This window comes from Campylobacter lari (assembly GCF_900638335.1).
GTDB classification, from domain to species: domain Bacteria; phylum Campylobacterota; class Campylobacteria; order Campylobacterales; family Campylobacteraceae; genus Campylobacter_D; species Campylobacter_D lari_E.
In genome coordinates this window covers 251,301-266,776 of sequence record NZ_LR134508.1, presented here as the reverse complement: position 1 = coordinate 266,776, position 15,476 = coordinate 251,301, and the positions used below count along the sequence as shown (strand labels likewise).

Sequence of the window (15,476 nt, the reverse complement as noted above, 5' to 3'; positions counted from 1 at the left end):
TTTTTAAAATAATAAGCAATCTCAAAAAATGAGATTGCTAGAAATCAAAATCATTTAGATTTTCTAAATTTTGAAGCTTTTTGACTAATTCCTCAGCCTTTTCTAGAGAAAGTGCTATGCTAGCATTAGAAAGAAATTTATCTTTTAATTCATCAAAACTTAAAGGATTATCAAAATTTCCTTTGTTAATCAGTACATCTTTTTTAATTACTCTTCCATCATTTAAAACAGCTTCTAAATGTCCTGGAAAGTATTTAGGGAAACCGCTAGATTTTTTCTTTTCATAGCTAATTTTTTTAGCAAATTCTATTAGTTCGGCTCTATTTAAATTTTCATAAGATTTTAAAGTGATCTTGCCATCAAAAAACGCTAAAGCCATTAAAAAAGGCATGGAAAATTTAGCAGCATAAGCACTTTGTGGAGTGTATTTTGCTTCTATTGGATCACAGATAAATGAAATTGGTACCTCATCTACAAAACAATGCAAACTTTTGATATCTTGTGCTTTTAAGCCATCATTTCTTAAACTCATAGCACAATCAATAAGTCCATGCGCAAAATGACAACTTGGATAAGGTTTTAGTGAAACTTGCATTACTTGCCAAATTTCATTCAAACCCTTACAAAGTTCATTTTTATCACACTCATCTTCTAAGCCAAAAGTTCTAAAGATATTATCCCTTCCTTCAAATATACTCAAAGGACCGCTCATATTAGCTTTTGCGAAATTTGCTACTAAAATTCCATTTTTCAAAGCATTAGCTATGTGCAAAACTTTAGAATTAGAACCATTAGATAAAAACTCATTTACCCCACTTGCAAAACTTCCTGCTAAGCCTAGAGCATTGATGATTTGTTCTTTGTTTAAATCAAGCAAAACACAGCTTGCAGCCACACTACCAAAAATTCCTGCTATAGCTGTAGTATGAAAGCCACGTTTATGGAAACTTCCTTTGCTTGCTATACCCACTCTAGCAGCAATTTCCCAACCAACTATAAAAGCTTTTAAAACTTTTTTTCCATCTTTACTTACGCTAAATCCATAAGTTAAACAAAGCGGAGTTAAAATAGCACTAGCGTGCAAAATAGCTTCAGTATGAGTATCATCAAAATCAAGGGCATGCGCTGCAATAGCATTTACCATCGCAGCATAAATTACATCAAGCTTTTTATCTTCACTCCAAATTTTTTCACTAGGATTTATGCTTAAAGCTTCAAAAGCCTTAGTTGCATTTAAAACACAAGCTTCATTTTTAGCAGCTATGGCTGTTCCTAGTGCATCAAGCATAAGCTCTTTTGCTCTTTGCTTTACTTCACTAGGGATAGCTTCATAGTCTAAATTTACGATAAATTCGGCTAGTTTTTCACTTAAATACATTTTTTCCTACTTTAGAATTGGTGCATTAGCAATTTTTTCTAAGAACTCATCAACTAATTTTGGTGCATAACCTACATAAGTTGTAGCATCCATTAAAGTATCGATATCTTTTTCACTTAAAACCTTATTTACACGCTCATCTTCAAGTAAAACAACTTTAAAAGTTTTATGATTTTCTATGCCTCTCATAGCATTTTCATAAACAATTTCATGTGCATGTTGTTTACCATAATGATCACTCAAAGCAAACATCACGCGTTCTGCCAATACAAAACCATTAAGTGTATCAAGATTTTTTAACATTTTGTCTTTTTTAACTTCTAAATCATCAAAGACAAATTTCATATTTGCTAATACCACTGAAAGCATTAAAAATGCTTCTGGTAAAAGCTTCCATTCCATTTTCCATACTTGACCATCTCTTTCATGCTCATGTCTTTCTATATCGCTTAAAATTGCAATATTAGCTCTTAGGGCATTACTTACAGTCACTGCATTTTCACTTACTGCAGGATTTCTTTTATGAGGCATAGTAGAACTTCCTACTTGACCTTTTCCAAAAGGCTCAGCAATTTCATCGATTTCATTATGAGCTAAAATTAAAAGTTGATGTGCGATTTTGTTAAAGGTTGCATTGATATTACCTAAAACATAACCAAGCTCAATAAAACGATCTCTTGCTGGTTGCCATGAGATATCAGGAACTTCTAAACCTAAGCTTTCTAAAGTAAGTTTTTCTACTTCATTAGCCTTGTCACTTAAGCTTGCTTTAGTTCCCACTGCACCTACAATTAATCCTACATATAATCTTTTTTCAAGTTCGATAATTCTTTCGTAATGGCGATTAAGCTCACTAAGCCAAATTGCAACTTTGTGTCCAAAAGTTATAGGTAAAGCTTGTAAAGCTAAGGTTCTTCCCATCATCGCTGTATTTTTATGCTCTTTTGCGATTTTTGCTAAATTTTTAGCTATATCTTTTAAATCTTGCTTGATTAAAGCCATAGCTTCTTTAAATTGCAAAACTATACCTGTATCAATGATATCTTGCGTTGTTACACCAAAATGTACATATTCACCAAGACCATTTTCACAAGCTTTTTCTAAACCACGCACAGTAGGCACTAAAGGGTGTTTGGTCTTTTTAAACTCAGCAAAAATAAAATCCATATCCATAAATTTATAATGCGCTTTTTTAGCTATTTCTATAGCTGCTTCATTAGGGATAATGCCAAGTTTTGCTTGGGCTTTTGCCAAAGCAGCTTCTACATCAAGCCACTTTTGAATTCTATTTTCTTCACTAAAAATAGCTCTCATTGCAGGAGTGCTCCAAGAATCTTGAAGCAACCTCATATCAAATACACTCACACCCATGTTTTATCCTTTAAAATTTATTTTTTCAAATGCTTGTTTTAAGTCAGCAATCAAATCCTTACTATCTTCAAGACCTATATGAAATCTCACAAAAGGTCCTCTAGCACTCCAATCTGTTGCTGTTCTTGGCGGAGTAGTAACAGTAGCTAAACTCTCATATCCACCCCAGCTTGCACCGATTGAAAAATATTCTAAATTATCTACAAACTCGATAGCTTGTTCTTTAGAAATGCCATCTGCAAATTCAATCGTTACCATACCATTAGCACCTTTATGATCACGCATAAAAACTTCGTGGTTTGGATGAGTTTTTAATTTTGGATAAAAGATTGTTTTAACTTCTTTTCTACTTTGTAAAAACTCTACTACCTCATCTGCACTTTTTTCATGTGCTTTCATTCTTACATCTAAAGTTCTCATACCACGAAGCACTAAATAAGCATCATCAGGGCTTGTAGTAAATCCTAAAGCTTCTGGTAATTTGTCAAAATTTTTCCATTCTTTTTCATTAATCACTACTATACCCATGGTTACATCTGAATGTCCGCTTAAGTACTTAGTTGCAGCGATAACTGAAATATCCACTCCAAGCTCAAGCGGATTTAAAAAATACCCACTTGAATAAGTATTATCAATCGCTACTGGTATGTTGTGTTTGTGCGCAATTTCACAAAGTTTTGACAAATCTATGATTTCATAAAGTATAGAACCTGGGCTTTCACAAAGAATTAATTTTGTGTTTGGTTTGATTTTTTCTTCTACATCAGACGCATCAGCTTTTAAAAAGTCAATTTCTACACCCATTTTAGTTAAAAATAAATCACAAATTGTTCTAACAGGTCCATAAATAGCATCAGTGATTAAAAAATGAGCATCTTTACTAGCATAATTTAAAAGTACCATAGCTAGTGCTGCAAGTCCTGTTGGGAAAAGTTGTGCTCTATAGCCACCTTCAAGCTCACAAATTAGTTTTTCAAGCTCAAAATTAGTTGCTGTTCCTCTAGCACCATAACTTAAAACACGATCTGTTTTTCTTAGCTCGCGGTATTTTTGCCAAGTTGCATGATCTTTAAAAAGTATAGTTGATGCACGCATTAAGGTTGGATTAACTGATCTTACTTCAGCTTTTTGATCGCCTCTTCCTAGGTGGATTAATTTAGTTTTGTTGTTCATTTTGTACTCCTTTTTATAGATAAATATAAGTCATAATCACATTAACAATAGCAGCTACAAGCATAGGAATAGCCGTTCTTTTTACAACTTGTAATGGATTTACTTTAGCTATAGCCGAAATTGCCAAAATAGCAGGTGCAATAGGTGAAACACATCTACCAAAACCTGTCATGATTTGAATAGGTGCTATCATAGCTATGGTTTCAACCCCAAAAGATTTTGCTATATTTGGAATAAGTGGCGCAAAAGAGAAAAATGCTGCATTTCCTGAACCCATTAAAAATGCACATACAGCAAGCAAAATAGAAACTGCTATAATAATAGCAAGCACTCCAAAACCTGCATCTTTTGCAAAACCTATTAAAGTATCTACAAAGCCAACTGATAAAAGTCCGTTTGCAAAAACTTGACCACAAACGATCAAAGAAACTGTGATTACAAACAAATGCCCCATACCTTTGAAAAATACCATAATAGAATTTAAAGTATCAATCAAACTTCTATAACGAATGATTTCAAAAATAATCGCAATAAAGGTTGAAATCATCATTGCAACTGGCACATTCATTTTAATAGCAGTAGATGAAGCGGCTTTAACTTCTTCCATGGTAGTAAATCCCATTAACACCATAATACTATCTAAAACACTACTAAAACCCAAAATTAATACTAAAGGTATAATAGGTAAAATCGCATAGATTCTAGGTGGTTTTTTCACCTCTTCTTTTTTGCTATCATTTTCTGATAATTCTTTTTCTATCTCATCACGATTAAAAACAAAATTTTCCTTTTTATCAAAATATTTTGAGCAAAAATAAATCGCAATACCTACTGCTATGATAATAGGTACAGTTGTAGGAAGCTGATAATGCACAAAATACACCGCAGGATCAATTTCAGCTGTTTTTGCAGCTAAAATCACATTACCACTGCCTGGACCATGGTCAATGTATTGACAAATAGCGATAATTGAAAGCGCAGAAAGCTTAGAAACGCCTGAGCGTACCAAAATAGGATACATTGTAACCATAAGTAAAAGCGCCAAACCTGCATGTGAAGGTATAAAAAGCACTAAAAACTGGATTACAAAATATGAAACTAACAATAAAACATAAGGTGATTTTACTGCCTTTAAAGGTCTTTCAAATACTTTAAATAAAGCATAACTTGCACCCACATGATCCATATATGCAGAAAATCCCGCTATACACATCAAAGTAAGTCCAAGTCCTGCTAAAGTGCTTGACATATTTGTATTAACAACTTGGAAAATATCAAAAAGACCTAAATGTAAAGATTGCTTTTCACTAATGATAGGAGAAAGTCCAAAAATTCCTGCTAAAGATAGTAAGAATAAACCACTTAAAAGCAACGCCATATGGGCGTTGATTTTTTTATAGAGCATAAATACAAGTAAAAATACAGAACATCCTGCAAAAAATAAACCCAACATGCTCTATCCTTTATGAGCAATAACCTCTATCTCCACTTTAGCACCTTTAGGAAGATCTTTTACCGCAAAAGCACTTCTTGCAGGATATGGAGCTGCGAAAAACTCAGAATAAACCTCGTTAAAAGCTACAAAGTCATCAATATTTGCTAAAAAACAAGTAGTTTTTACCACATTGTTAAAATAAAGATTATTTTCTTCTAATATAGCCTTAACATTTAACAATGATTGTCTTGTTTGTTCTTTTACATCTTCACTTTCTATATTCCCATTTTCTGGATTAATAGGAAGTTGTCCTGAAATAAATAACAAACCATTAGCTTCTCTATAAGCTGAATATGGTCCTATAGCCTTTGGATAATTTGCCATGTATACTCCTTGTGTTTAAATGAAATCATAATATAATATTATCATCATAATAATAAATTGTCAATATTTTTTTATCATGATAATAATTTTTTTTATTATTGTAAATATTGACAACTTTGATGAAATATTTTGTAAAATAACAAAAAATAACAAAAAGGTCTAGATCATGGATGAACAACAAAAAGAATTATTTATCAAGCTCACTCAATTTTTAGGGCAGGTGCTTGGAGATCAATATGAAATAGTTTTTCATGTAATTGCACCTGAGGGTTCGTATATTGCAGCTATTGCAAATAACCACATTAGCGGAAGAACAATTAATTCTCCATTAACTTCTTTTGCAAGTGAGCTTGTACAAGAAAAAGAGTATTTAAACAAAGATTTTTTATGTGATTATAAAGCAAAGGTTGGAAAATCTAAGATTGTTACTGGATCAACTTTTTTCATTAAAAATCAAAATAAAATCGTAGGAATTTTATGTATAAATCATGATACCACAGAACTTAGAAATGCTATTAGTAAAATCATAGAACTTGAAAAAATCAATGATTTTAGTGATTTATTAGATATTCATAACCAAAACAATGTAAATTTACATAATATGAGTAATATAGAAACACTTAGTCATTCTATAGAAGATATTTTAGCTGAAAACATAGACTTAAAATATTTAAATTCAGGATATAGTTTAAGCACTGAGCAAAAAGATGAGATTATTAAAAAACTTCATTCAAAAGGAATTTTTAACATCAAAGGAAGCATACCTATAGTTGCTAAATCACTTAATATATCAGAACCTAGCGTCTATAGGTATTTACAAAAGCTTAAAAACAATCTCTAAGCTAAAATACAAGCTTAGAGATAAAATAACCCGTGATAGTCGCACTAATAATCAAAACAAAACCTGGCCTTAAGTAAGAGTGATTGATCACAAATTTACCTATTTTTGTTGTACCTGTTCTATCAAAAGCTACACATGCTATTTGATTAGCACCTGGGACTATAAAATCTCCACTCACACAAGGATAAAGTACGATAAGAATTTGGGGAGGAATTCCCAAACTCACACCCAAAGGCATCAAAGCTGCTACTGTTGCTGAAGGAGAAAAAATCACCATAGAAAAGGCAAATAAAGCCATCCCAAATAAATACGGATAATCCTCTACAACATGTGATAAAGAATCGCTAAATAAAGGCTTGTAAGCTTCAAAAAATGTTCCTGTCATCCAAGCTATACCAAAAACCCCTACAACACCTATAAGCCCTGATTTAAATACAGAAGCTTCACCAAGTTTATTAGCAGGAACTTTAGCAAAAAGCATAATCAAACAAGCTGTTGCAAGCATGATCATTTGAATTAAATTTGGAGTAGAAAGTCTTTCTATTTTTCCATTTGCAAGCTCATAATGAGGCAATAAATTCGTAAAAGTGCCAAAGAAAATAATAGTTAAAATTCCTAAAGCAAAAATATATAAAGACCTTTTAGCCATAGGATCATGCTCGCTGTCTTTATTTTGTAAGTCTTCACTTAAAAAATGATATTCTCCTGCTTTTACTCTTCTTTGAAATTCTTCATCTTGCTCAAGTTCTTTTCCTCTTTTAAAAACACTCAAACAAGCAAGAAATACACCTATAAAAAAAGCAGGTAAACTTACCATTAGAATTTGCACTATCGTTGTACCACTAAAAGCTAAAATAGCTACCATAGCAGCAGTAGCTGCACTCATAGGAGAAGCTACCACGCCAATACCTGCTGCAATCACTGAAACAGAAAGTGCTCTTTCAGGTCGAATTTTAGCTTGAGCAGCCACTTCTGCAATCACTGGATAAATAGAAAAAGCTACATAAGTAGTACCACAAAAAATAGTAAAAGTAGAGCTAATCAAAGGCCCCATAAAAACAATGGCTTGAGGTTTTTTCTTTAAAATTTTTTCTGCTATTTTTACCAGCAAATCAAGCCCGCCTGCACTTTGCAAAACACTTACACAAGTAATCACAGCAAGTATAATAAATACAACACTCACAGGAAGCAAAGCTGGTTGCATACCAAAAACCAAAACTAAAATACACATACCAAGTCCACCTGCAACACCAAGACCTATACCGCCATATCTACCACCTATGGCTATCATTGAAAAAATAATAAAAAGTTCTAATAAAAAAATAATATCCATCAATCTTGTGCCTTATATTGATCCAAAAGCTCTTTTGCATGTTTAATTTGCTCTAGTACCACTTTAGTTCCTGTGCCAGCATAAGATACTCTTGCATCTATACAAGTTTCTAAAGCAATTGCTTCATAAATATCTTCTTGGATATTTTCATTAAACTGATGGAATTCCTCCATGCTAAGTTCTTCAAGCATTTTGTTATGTTTAATACAATAATTCACAGCACCACCAACTATGCTATGAGCTTCTCTAAATGGTATATTTTTTCTTACTAAATAATCAGCCATATCCGTAGCATTTGAAAATCCTTTTGCAGCAGCTGCTCTTGTATTATTAGCATTTACTTGCATTTTTTCTATCATAGGAGTTATGATTTTTAAGCTAGCCATTAAAGTATCCATAGAATCATAAACTTGAGCCTTATCTTCACTCATATCAGTATTATAAGCTAGTGGAATACCTTTCATAATAGTTAGCATTGCCATAACATTACCATACATTCTACCTGTCTTACCACGCATTTTTTCAGCTACATCAGGATTTTTCTTTTGAGGCATTATGCTTGAGCCGGTACAAAAATCATCGCTTAATTCTATAAATTTAAAATCTTGACTTGAAAAAAGTATAAGCTCTTCGCAAAAACGACTAAGGTGCATAAAACACATAGCAGCCACAGAGGTAAATTCAACCATATGATCTCTATCACTAACACTATCAATACTATTTTCTGTTGGTTTTGTAAAACCTAATTCTTTGGCACAAAAATGTCTGTCTATATTAAATGTAGTTCCACCAAGCGCAGCTGCTCCTAAAGGACACTCATCCATTCTTTTATACAAATCCTCAAAACGAGAATAATCTCTACTTAACATCCAAAAATACGCCATAATCCAATGTGAAAAAAGTACCGGCTGACCCGTTTGTAAATGTGTATAACCTGGCATAATAGCTTTGATATTTTTTTGAGCTTGATTTATAATCTCTTCTTGCAAAGCAATAATTTGATTTAAAATTTCTTTAATAACTGCCCTCATATGCATTTTTGAATCAAGCGTAGTTTGGTCATTTCTGCTTCTTGCAGTATGAAGCTTTCCACCTACTGGACCTACAATTTGTGTCATTCTTTTTTCTACAGCCATATGAATATCCTCATCAGCTATATCAAAAACAAAAGTTCCATTTTGAATTTCTTTTCTAACTTGTTCTAAACCCTTGATGATAGTTTTTGCTTCATCTTCTTTTATGATGCCTTGTTTTGCAAGCATAGTGCAATGAATTATACTTCCTTGTATATCAAAAGGAGCAAGTCTTGGCTCAACTAATAATGAAGCAGTGTATTCTTCAACTAATTTATTTGTAGGCAAATCAAAACGTCCACCCCATAATTTCTCTGCTTTTTGTGACATATTTATCCTTCTATTTACAAATAAAAGGATAATTTTATAATTTTTATTTTTTCAAAGAGTTTAACTTTTCTTTCTTTTAAAAATTTTTAACACACCAAAAGCTATTTTTTTAAGAAAACTTTTTTTAGAATGTTTTGTTAAAAACTCTACTATATCTCTATGCCCAAACATTAGTGCAAAAGTAAAAGGTGTCATACCAAGACCATTGTTTTCATCAATATTTGCTCCATATTCTACCAAAAGCTTACACATAGGCAAATACCCTTTAAAACACACCCCTGCTAATGGAGTTTGTCCTCTATCATTTTTCTCATCTACTCTAGCATTATTTTCTAGTAAAAACTTAGCACACTCATAAGCATTATGATAACTCGCGAGCATTAAAAGACTATCGCCTTTATGATTTTTTAAATTTACACTCAAACCCGCTTCTATCATAATCTTTAAATTTTGTAAATCATTTTTTCTTGCGTAATCAAAAGCCATAGTGCAAAGCTCTTGAATTCTTTTTTCTTCTTCGTTGCTAAACATATTTTTCCTTTATAATCTTTAGTTTGCCACTTTTAAAGTGGCAAGTAAAAATTACATTTTCAAAGCTTTTTTAACACCATTTGCATATTCACTTGAAATTTTTTCAAAATGACTTAATGATCTTTGTATAATTTTTTCATCAACCCCACTCATAGAAGCTGCTATGTTTTTAAATAATTGCTCTTTTTGATCTTGATTCATTATATTAAATAAAGCTCTTGGTTGGGTGTAAAAATCATCATCAAGTGGAGCATATCTTTGCACGCTACCTTCAAGTGCTAAGTCAGGCTCAAGATAACTTTTATCTTCTTTTGGGCTATCATCATAACTATTTGGCTCATAATAAGCTAGACCATTTTTATAAGTGTCAAAATTCATAGCTCCTGCTACATTATAAGTATTTACTTCACTTTTTGCACGATTAACTGGCAATAAATGATAATTTGTTCCTATGCGGTATCTGTGCGCATCAGGATAAGAAAAGATTCTAGCTTGCAACATTTTATCAGGACTAAAACCAATACCAGGAACGATATTGCTTGGGCTAAATGCAGCTTGTTCTACTTCGTTAAAGTAATTTTGTACATTTTTATTAAGCACTAATTCACCTACATCAATTAAAGGCACAATGCTATGTGGCCAAACTTTAGTTAAATCAAAAGGATTAAAACCTAGTTTTTCTGCTTCATCTTCTTTTAAAACTTGAATTTGGAAAGTCCATTTTGGAAAATCTCCTTTTTCAATAGCTTCATATAAATCTCTTTGATGACTTTCTCTATCATTTGCTATTAAATTTGCCGCTTCTTCGTTGGTTAAATTTTTAATACCTTGCTTGGTTTTAAAATGAAATTTCACCCAAAATCTTTCATTTTTATCATTAATCAAACTATAAGTGTGACTTCCAAAACCATGCATATGACGATAACTTGCAGGAATTCCTCTATCGCTCATTAAAATAGTAACTTGGTGTAAGCTTTCAGGACAAAGGCTCCAAAAATCCCATGCAGCATTATTACTTCTTAAATGAGTTCTTGGATCTCTTTTTTGAGTATGGATAAAATCAGGGAATTTATATGCATCTCTTATAAAAAACGTCGGAGTATTATTACCTACTAAATCCCAATTTCCTTCTTTAGTATAAAATTTAATAGCAAAACCCCTTACATCTCTTTCTGCATCAGCTGCACCTGCTTCACCTGCAACAGTTGAAAATCTTATAAATAAAGGTGTATTTTCTCCAAGCTGTAAAACTTTTGCTTTAGTGTATTGAGAAATATCTTTAGTAATTCTAAGTTCTCCATAAGCACCACTCCCTTTTGCATGTACTGTTCTTTCTGGAATTCTTTCTCTATTTTGATGAGCAAGTTTTTCAAGCAAAATATAATCTTGCATTAAAAGTGGACCCTTAACACCTGCGCTTAGCGAATTTTGATTATCAGCTATGATATTTCCAAAATCATTTGTTAGTTTTTTCATCATTTCTCCTTTTTAAATAATAATTTTTATTATTTGATAAATTATATTCATATATTATTAAAATAAAATAAAACGATAAAAATTATCATTATTTAAAAATAGCTATATTTTTATTATTTTTTATATATAATCTTTTTTTAAGCAAAATTATTTTTATTTTGTATTAAAATTGTTAAAAAAATAAGAATAAAAATTCTTGTTTTAAATATTTTTACTACAAAATTAACAAAAAAAAGGAATATCCTATGGACAAAGAGACAAGAACTTATTATATTAAATTGGTAAAATTTCTCGCAGATGCTTTGGGAAGAAATTATGAAATAGTCTTACATGATGTAAGTGAAGATGGAGCCAATATAGCAGAAATTGCTAATAACCATATTAGCAAAAGAACTATAAATTCACCTCTAACTGGATTTGCCATTGAAATGATTAAAAACAAAATCTATTTAGAACGAGATTATATAACACACTATAAAACTTCAGCCAAAAGCTCGCAAGCAATGTCAGGCTCTACTTTTTTTATCAAAAAAGATGAAAAACTTGAAGGTATGCTTTGTATTAACCATGACACCTCAGCATATAAAAAAATTTCTGATGAAATTTTAAATCTTGGAAATATTTATGATAATTCTTATGAAAACCCTGAACAAGAAAATAAAGAATACATAAAACTTGACCTAGAAGAAATTATCGAAAATATTTCAGGTATGGATATTGAAAGTTTTAAGAATAAAAGTTTAAAACCAAAAGAAAAGCAAAAAATGATAGCTAGTTTATATGAAAAGGGCGTATTTAATGTAAAAGGTGTTATTCCTAAAGTTGCCGAGCTTTTAAGTATTTCCGAGCCTAGTGTTTACAGGCATTTACAAAAGATTAAATAATCATAATTTTAAAAAAATATAATTTTTGATACAATAACACTTTAAATTTAATAATTAAGGAAAAATATGGCTGAAGATATAATGGACGAACAAACCGAATCAAAGAAAAAAGGTGGCAATACTTTAGTAATTATTATCGTTGTATTTTTATTTGTATTTTTACTTGTGATTGTAGGGGCAATTGCCTATTTAATGTTTAGCGGTAGTTCTGAAGAAAATCCTGCTCCACAAGCTGAAGAAAGTGCTCAAGCAGCACAAACTCCTAAAAAAACAAATGCAGTAGCAGCCAGAGGGAGTGATTATGCAAATATTGGTGTGATGTATCCTTTAGCACCTTTTACGCTAAATTTATTAAGTGATGGCGGATCAAGATATGTAAAATGCACCATTCAACTTGAACAAAATGTTGAAACTCTAACTCCTGAGCTTGATAAAAAAGTTGCTATTATTAGAGATATTATCATTAGAACTTTAACTTCAAAAACCTTTGAAGAGGTAAGCACTACAAAAGGCAAAGAAAGATTAAAAGATGAATTAACGGGTAAGATTAATGAAGTTTTAACCGATGGTTTTATCAAAAATATTTATTTTACCGACTTTGTAGTATCTTAATGATAGGCTGTGACATAGTCGTATGCTCTCGCATAGAAAAAATTTATAAAAGACACAAAACGCTTTTTTTGGATAAATTTTTATCCAAAAAAGAGCAAAGTTATATAAAAAATACCAATACTCTAGCAGGATTTTGGGCTATTAAAGAAGCTGCTTCCAAGGCTTTGGGAGTTGGAATTTCTAAAGAGTGTTCTTTTTTTGACATCATCATCTCTAAAGATGATAAAAATGCTCCATATATTAGTTTTTCTCAAAAAGTTATACAAGAATTTAAAATTAAATCAGCAAGTGTAAGCGTAGCACATGATGGGGGTTTTGCTATAGCAGTAGTGGCTATAGAAACTAAGCAAGGTTAAAACCTTGCTTACATATAAAGTCCACCATTGACTTTTAAAATTTCTCCTGTGATATAAGAAGAATGGTCACTTAATAAAAACGCTACAGCTTGGGCTACTTCACTTGCATCTGCAAAGCGTTTTAAAGGGATATTATTAATATAATTTTGTTTTATTTCATCACTTAAAACTTCAGTCATATCACTTTTTATAAAACCTGGGGTAATGCAGTTATATCTTATATTTCTTGCTGCACCTTCTTTAGCAAAAGACTTTGTCAATGCTATCATGCCACCTTTACTAGCACTATAATTAGTTTGGCCCGCATTTCCCATTTCTCCAACTATAGAAGCGATATTTACAACCGCACCAAAACGCTTTTTACTCATAGTTTTTAATGCTTCTCTACAACCTAAAAAGCTTGAATTTAAATTAGCATTAATCACCGAAGAAAAATCATCCATACTCATTCTAAGTGCCAATTTATCATTTGTAATACCTGCATTATTAACTAAATAACTAAGCTCACCATCACTTTCTACTATAGTTGCAATAGCACCGATAAACTCTTCTTCAACACTTGCATCAAATTTAATCACAGCCGCAGTGCCACCATTTTTTTCTATCTCTTCTTTTAGCGCATCAGCAAGCTCAGGCTTACTTCTATAATTAATCCAAACTTTTAAACCGCAACTTGCCAATTCTTTAGCTATTGCTGCACCTATACCTTTACTTGCACCTGTTATTAAAACATTTTTTCCACTAAATTTCATTGTTCTCCTTTAAATTAAAATAAAGCCTCATTCATTTCTTTTGGGATAGGTAAGTTTAAAATTTTAAGCACGCTTGGAGCTATATTACTAAGCCCCATCCCTTCTTTAAGCTTTTCTACTCCTTTAGCTTCTATAAAAGCAAAAACATCAAAAGTTGTGTGATTAGTAAGTATATTTTCATTTTCATCCCTCATTGCTTCACAGTTTCCATGATCTGAAGTAACAATAAAAGCATAATCATACTTCCTTGCTTTGGCAATAACCCTACCCAAGCACTCATCTACACATTCAACCGCACTAATCGCAGCTTCAAAATCACCCGTATGTCCTACCATATCACCATTTGCAAAATTTACTACGATAAAATCCATACCATTTTCTATACCTTTAACCACCTCATCTGCGACTTCTTTAGCGCTCATTTGAGGTTTTTCATCGTATGTTTTTACCTTAGGACTTGGGATTAAAACTCTTGTTTCATTGCATTCTAATTCTTCTTTTCCTCCGTTAAAGAAAAAAGTTACATGAGCGTATTTTTCTGTTTCAGCCGTGTGAAGTTGACTTAAATTTGCATTAGCTATCACAGAAGCTAAGGTATTATTTAATTCTTCTTTTTCAAACATCACAGGTAGTTTAAAACTCTCATCATACAAACTCATAGTAATGGCATTTTTTACAAGTACTTCTTTTGGAAATTCATTAAAACTTTCTTGGGTTAAAGAAGCAACTAATTGACGCATTCTATCATTTCTAAAATTGATAAAAATCACACCATCTTCAGCCTTAATCCCATCAAAGTTTTGACTAATAACTGGGGTTAAAAACTCATCTGTGATGTTTTCATCATAGCTTTTTTGTATAAATTGCACAAAATCATCACACTTTGGTGCCTTAGCAAACAAAGCATCATAATAAGACTTAACCCTATCATAGCGCTTATCTCTATCCATAGCATAAAATCTCCCCGATAAAGAAGCAAAATTAACCCCTTCTTTTTCGCAAAATTCCTGTAAAGATTTTATAAATTCTAAACCCGAATTTGGAGGACAATCCCTACCATCACTAATTGCATGCGTAAAAACTTCTTTATTTTCTTGCTTACAAATTTTTAAAAGCGCATTAAAATGTGTATGCATAGAATGCACCCCACCATCACTATAAAGCCCTATAATATGTACTCTTTTGCATTTTTGTAATAAATCTTTTAAAGCCTTATTATCTTTTAAAGTATCATTTTCTATGGCTTTATTTATCTTGACTAAATTTTGATAAATTATGCGTCCACTACCTATACACATATGCCCTACTTCACTATTACCCATTTGACCTTCAGGTAGACCAACTGCCAAACCGCTTGTTTTTATCAAAACATTAGGGGTATTTTCAAAAAGCTTATCATAAGTTGGCTTTTTAGCATGAAAAAAAGCATTATAGTTTGAATTTGTATTATGTCCTATACCATCTGTGATTATCAAAATACATTTTTGACTCATTTTTTACTCTTTTTTATAATTTATTTATGTGATTTTACTAAAATTATGCTTTTA

Annotated in this window: 15 protein-coding genes; 4 read left to right on the top strand and 11 right to left on the bottom strand. The window is 31.6% G+C overall.

All coding sequences use genetic code 11. The annotated features are described in order from the left end of the window. Nucleotides 1-37: 37 nt before the first annotated feature. From EL235_RS01485 to EL235_RS01465, 5 genes are read right to left on the bottom strand one after another with little or no spacing between them, the layout of a single operon-like run. A complete protein-coding gene (locus tag EL235_RS01485; protein WP_114640039.1) occupies nt 38-1,378 on the bottom strand; it encodes an MmgE/PrpD family protein in 1,341 nt (446 codons plus the stop codon). A gap of 6 nt (nt 1,379-1,384) precedes the next feature. Further along, entirely contained in the window at nt 1,385-2,749 is a 1,365-nt protein-coding gene (purB, locus tag EL235_RS01480) for an adenylosuccinate lyase (protein ID WP_114640038.1), read from the bottom strand. Between the two features lie 3 nt (nt 2,750-2,752). Next, nucleotides 2,753-3,922 (bottom strand): trans-sulfuration enzyme family protein, encoded by a 1,170-nt coding sequence (locus tag EL235_RS01475; protein WP_039625340.1) that lies wholly within the window; start codon nt 3,920-3,922, stop codon nt 2,753-2,755. A 13-nt stretch (nt 3,923-3,935) separates the two neighbouring features. Further along, nucleotides 3,936-5,375, bottom strand: a complete 1,440-nt coding sequence (gene dcuC / locus EL235_RS01470; RefSeq protein WP_039625338.1) for a C4-dicarboxylate transporter DcuC — start codon at nt 5,373-5,375, stop codon at nt 3,936-3,938. A gap of 3 nt (nt 5,376-5,378) precedes the next feature. Beyond that, nucleotides 5,379-5,741, bottom strand: coding sequence for a Rid family detoxifying hydrolase (locus EL235_RS01465; protein ID WP_039625336.1), 363 nt, complete (start codon nt 5,739-5,741; stop codon nt 5,379-5,381). A 166-nt stretch (nt 5,742-5,907) separates the two neighbouring features. Here EL235_RS01465 and EL235_RS01460 point away from each other — a divergent pair, with 166 nt between their 5' ends. After that, complete coding sequence (locus tag EL235_RS01460; RefSeq protein ID WP_039625334.1) at nt 5,908-6,582, top strand: YheO-like PAS sensor domain-containing protein; 675 nt, start codon at nt 5,908-5,910, stop codon at nt 6,580-6,582. Nucleotide 6,583: 1 nt separating this feature from the next. Here EL235_RS01460 and EL235_RS01455 read toward each other — a convergent pair whose 3' ends face one another. The 4 genes from EL235_RS01455 to EL235_RS01440 are packed head-to-tail and all read right to left on the bottom strand — an operon-like array spanning nt 6,584 to nt 11,325. Further along, the gene (locus EL235_RS01455) at nt 6,584-7,915 is read right to left on the bottom strand and encodes an anaerobic C4-dicarboxylate transporter family protein (RefSeq protein ID WP_126341186.1); all 1,332 of its coding nucleotides are present in this window, start codon (nt 7,913-7,915) and stop codon (nt 6,584-6,586) included. Beyond that, the gene (argH, locus tag EL235_RS01450; RefSeq protein WP_126340648.1) at nt 7,915-9,318 is read right to left on the bottom strand and encodes an argininosuccinate lyase; all 1,404 of its coding nucleotides are present in this window, start codon (nt 9,316-9,318) and stop codon (nt 7,915-7,917) included. Before argH ends, EL235_RS01455 begins: the two co-directional genes overlap by 1 nt. 60 nt (nt 9,319-9,378) lie before the next feature. Further along, nucleotides 9,379-9,849, bottom strand: coding sequence for an ankyrin repeat domain-containing protein (locus EL235_RS01445; RefSeq protein ID WP_039625330.1), 471 nt, complete (start codon nt 9,847-9,849; stop codon nt 9,379-9,381). A gap of 51 nt (nt 9,850-9,900) precedes the next feature. Then, on the bottom strand, nt 9,901-11,325 hold the full coding sequence (locus EL235_RS01440) for a catalase (RefSeq protein ID WP_126340647.1): 1,425 nt from the start codon (nt 11,323-11,325) through the stop codon (nt 9,901-9,903). Between the two features lie 245 nt (nt 11,326-11,570). Between EL235_RS01440 and EL235_RS01435 the strand changes: the two genes are divergently transcribed. The 3 genes from EL235_RS01435 (at nt 11,571) to acpS (ending at nt 13,177) form a co-directional block, all read left to right on the top strand. Then, the gene (locus EL235_RS01435) at nt 11,571-12,209 is read left to right on the top strand and encodes a YheO-like PAS sensor domain-containing protein (RefSeq protein ID WP_039625327.1); all 639 of its coding nucleotides are present in this window, start codon (nt 11,571-11,573) and stop codon (nt 12,207-12,209) included. A gap of 81 nt (nt 12,210-12,290) precedes the next feature. Next, nucleotides 12,291-12,821, top strand: a complete 531-nt coding sequence (gene fliL, locus EL235_RS01430) for a flagellar basal body-associated protein FliL (protein WP_373274433.1) — start codon at nt 12,291-12,293, stop codon at nt 12,819-12,821. Beyond that, nucleotides 12,821-13,177, top strand: a complete 357-nt coding sequence (acpS, locus tag EL235_RS01425; protein WP_039625323.1) for a holo-ACP synthase — start codon at nt 12,821-12,823, stop codon at nt 13,175-13,177. The genes fliL and acpS overlap by 1 nt, the downstream gene beginning before the upstream one ends. 8 nt (nt 13,178-13,185) lie before the next feature. Here acpS and fabG read toward each other — a convergent pair whose 3' ends face one another. Together fabG and gpmI are read right to left on the bottom strand one after the other, a co-directional pair. Further along, the gene (gene fabG, locus EL235_RS01420; RefSeq protein ID WP_039625321.1) at nt 13,186-13,929 is read right to left on the bottom strand and encodes a 3-oxoacyl-ACP reductase FabG; all 744 of its coding nucleotides are present in this window, start codon (nt 13,927-13,929) and stop codon (nt 13,186-13,188) included. A 14-nt stretch (nt 13,930-13,943) separates the two neighbouring features. After that, complete coding sequence (gpmI, locus tag EL235_RS01415) at nt 13,944-15,422, bottom strand: 2,3-bisphosphoglycerate-independent phosphoglycerate mutase (protein ID WP_126340646.1); 1,479 nt, start codon at nt 15,420-15,422, stop codon at nt 13,944-13,946. Between the last annotated feature and the right edge of the window lie 54 nt (nt 15,423-15,476).

Excerpts from the sequence above, each read along its gene's own strand:
- EL235_RS01485 (WP_114640039.1), bottom strand. The coding sequence starts at position 1,378 with ATGTATTTAAGTGAAAAACTAGCCGAATTTATCGTAAATTTAGACTAT.
- gpmI (WP_126340646.1), bottom strand. The coding sequence starts at position 15,422 with ATGAGTCAAAAATGTATTTTGATAATCACAGATGGTATAGGACATAAT.
- purB (WP_114640038.1), bottom strand. The coding sequence starts at position 2,749 with ATGGGTGTGAGTGTATTTGATATGAGGTTGCTTCAAGATTCTTGGAGC.
- EL235_RS01455 (WP_126341186.1), bottom strand. The coding sequence starts at position 7,915 with ATGGATATTATTTTTTTATTAGAACTTTTTATTATTTTTTCAATGATA.
- fabG (WP_039625321.1), bottom strand. The coding sequence starts at position 13,929 with ATGAAATTTAGTGGAAAAAATGTTTTAATAACAGGTGCAAGTAAAGGT.
- acpS (WP_039625323.1), top strand. The coding sequence starts at position 12,821 with ATGATAGGCTGTGACATAGTCGTATGCTCTCGCATAGAAAAAATTTAT.
- dcuC (WP_039625338.1), bottom strand. The coding sequence starts at position 5,375 with ATGTTGGGTTTATTTTTTGCAGGATGTTCTGTATTTTTACTTGTATTT.
- EL235_RS01445 (WP_039625330.1), bottom strand. The coding sequence starts at position 9,849 with ATGTTTAGCAACGAAGAAGAAAAAAGAATTCAAGAGCTTTGCACTATG.
- argH (WP_126340648.1), bottom strand. The coding sequence starts at position 9,318 with ATGTCACAAAAAGCAGAGAAATTATGGGGTGGACGTTTTGATTTGCCT.
- EL235_RS01475 (WP_039625340.1), bottom strand. The coding sequence starts at position 3,922 with ATGAACAACAAAACTAAATTAATCCACCTAGGAAGAGGCGATCAAAAA.
- EL235_RS01465 (WP_039625336.1), bottom strand. The coding sequence starts at position 5,741 with ATGGCAAATTATCCAAAGGCTATAGGACCATATTCAGCTTATAGAGAA.
- EL235_RS01435 (WP_039625327.1), top strand. The coding sequence starts at position 11,571 with ATGGACAAAGAGACAAGAACTTATTATATTAAATTGGTAAAATTTCTC.
- EL235_RS01440 (WP_126340647.1), bottom strand. The coding sequence starts at position 11,325 with ATGAAAAAACTAACAAATGATTTTGGAAATATCATAGCTGATAATCAA.
- fliL (WP_373274433.1), top strand. The coding sequence starts at position 12,291 with ATGGACGAACAAACCGAATCAAAGAAAAAAGGTGGCAATACTTTAGTA.
- EL235_RS01460 (WP_039625334.1), top strand. The coding sequence starts at position 5,908 with ATGGATGAACAACAAAAAGAATTATTTATCAAGCTCACTCAATTTTTA.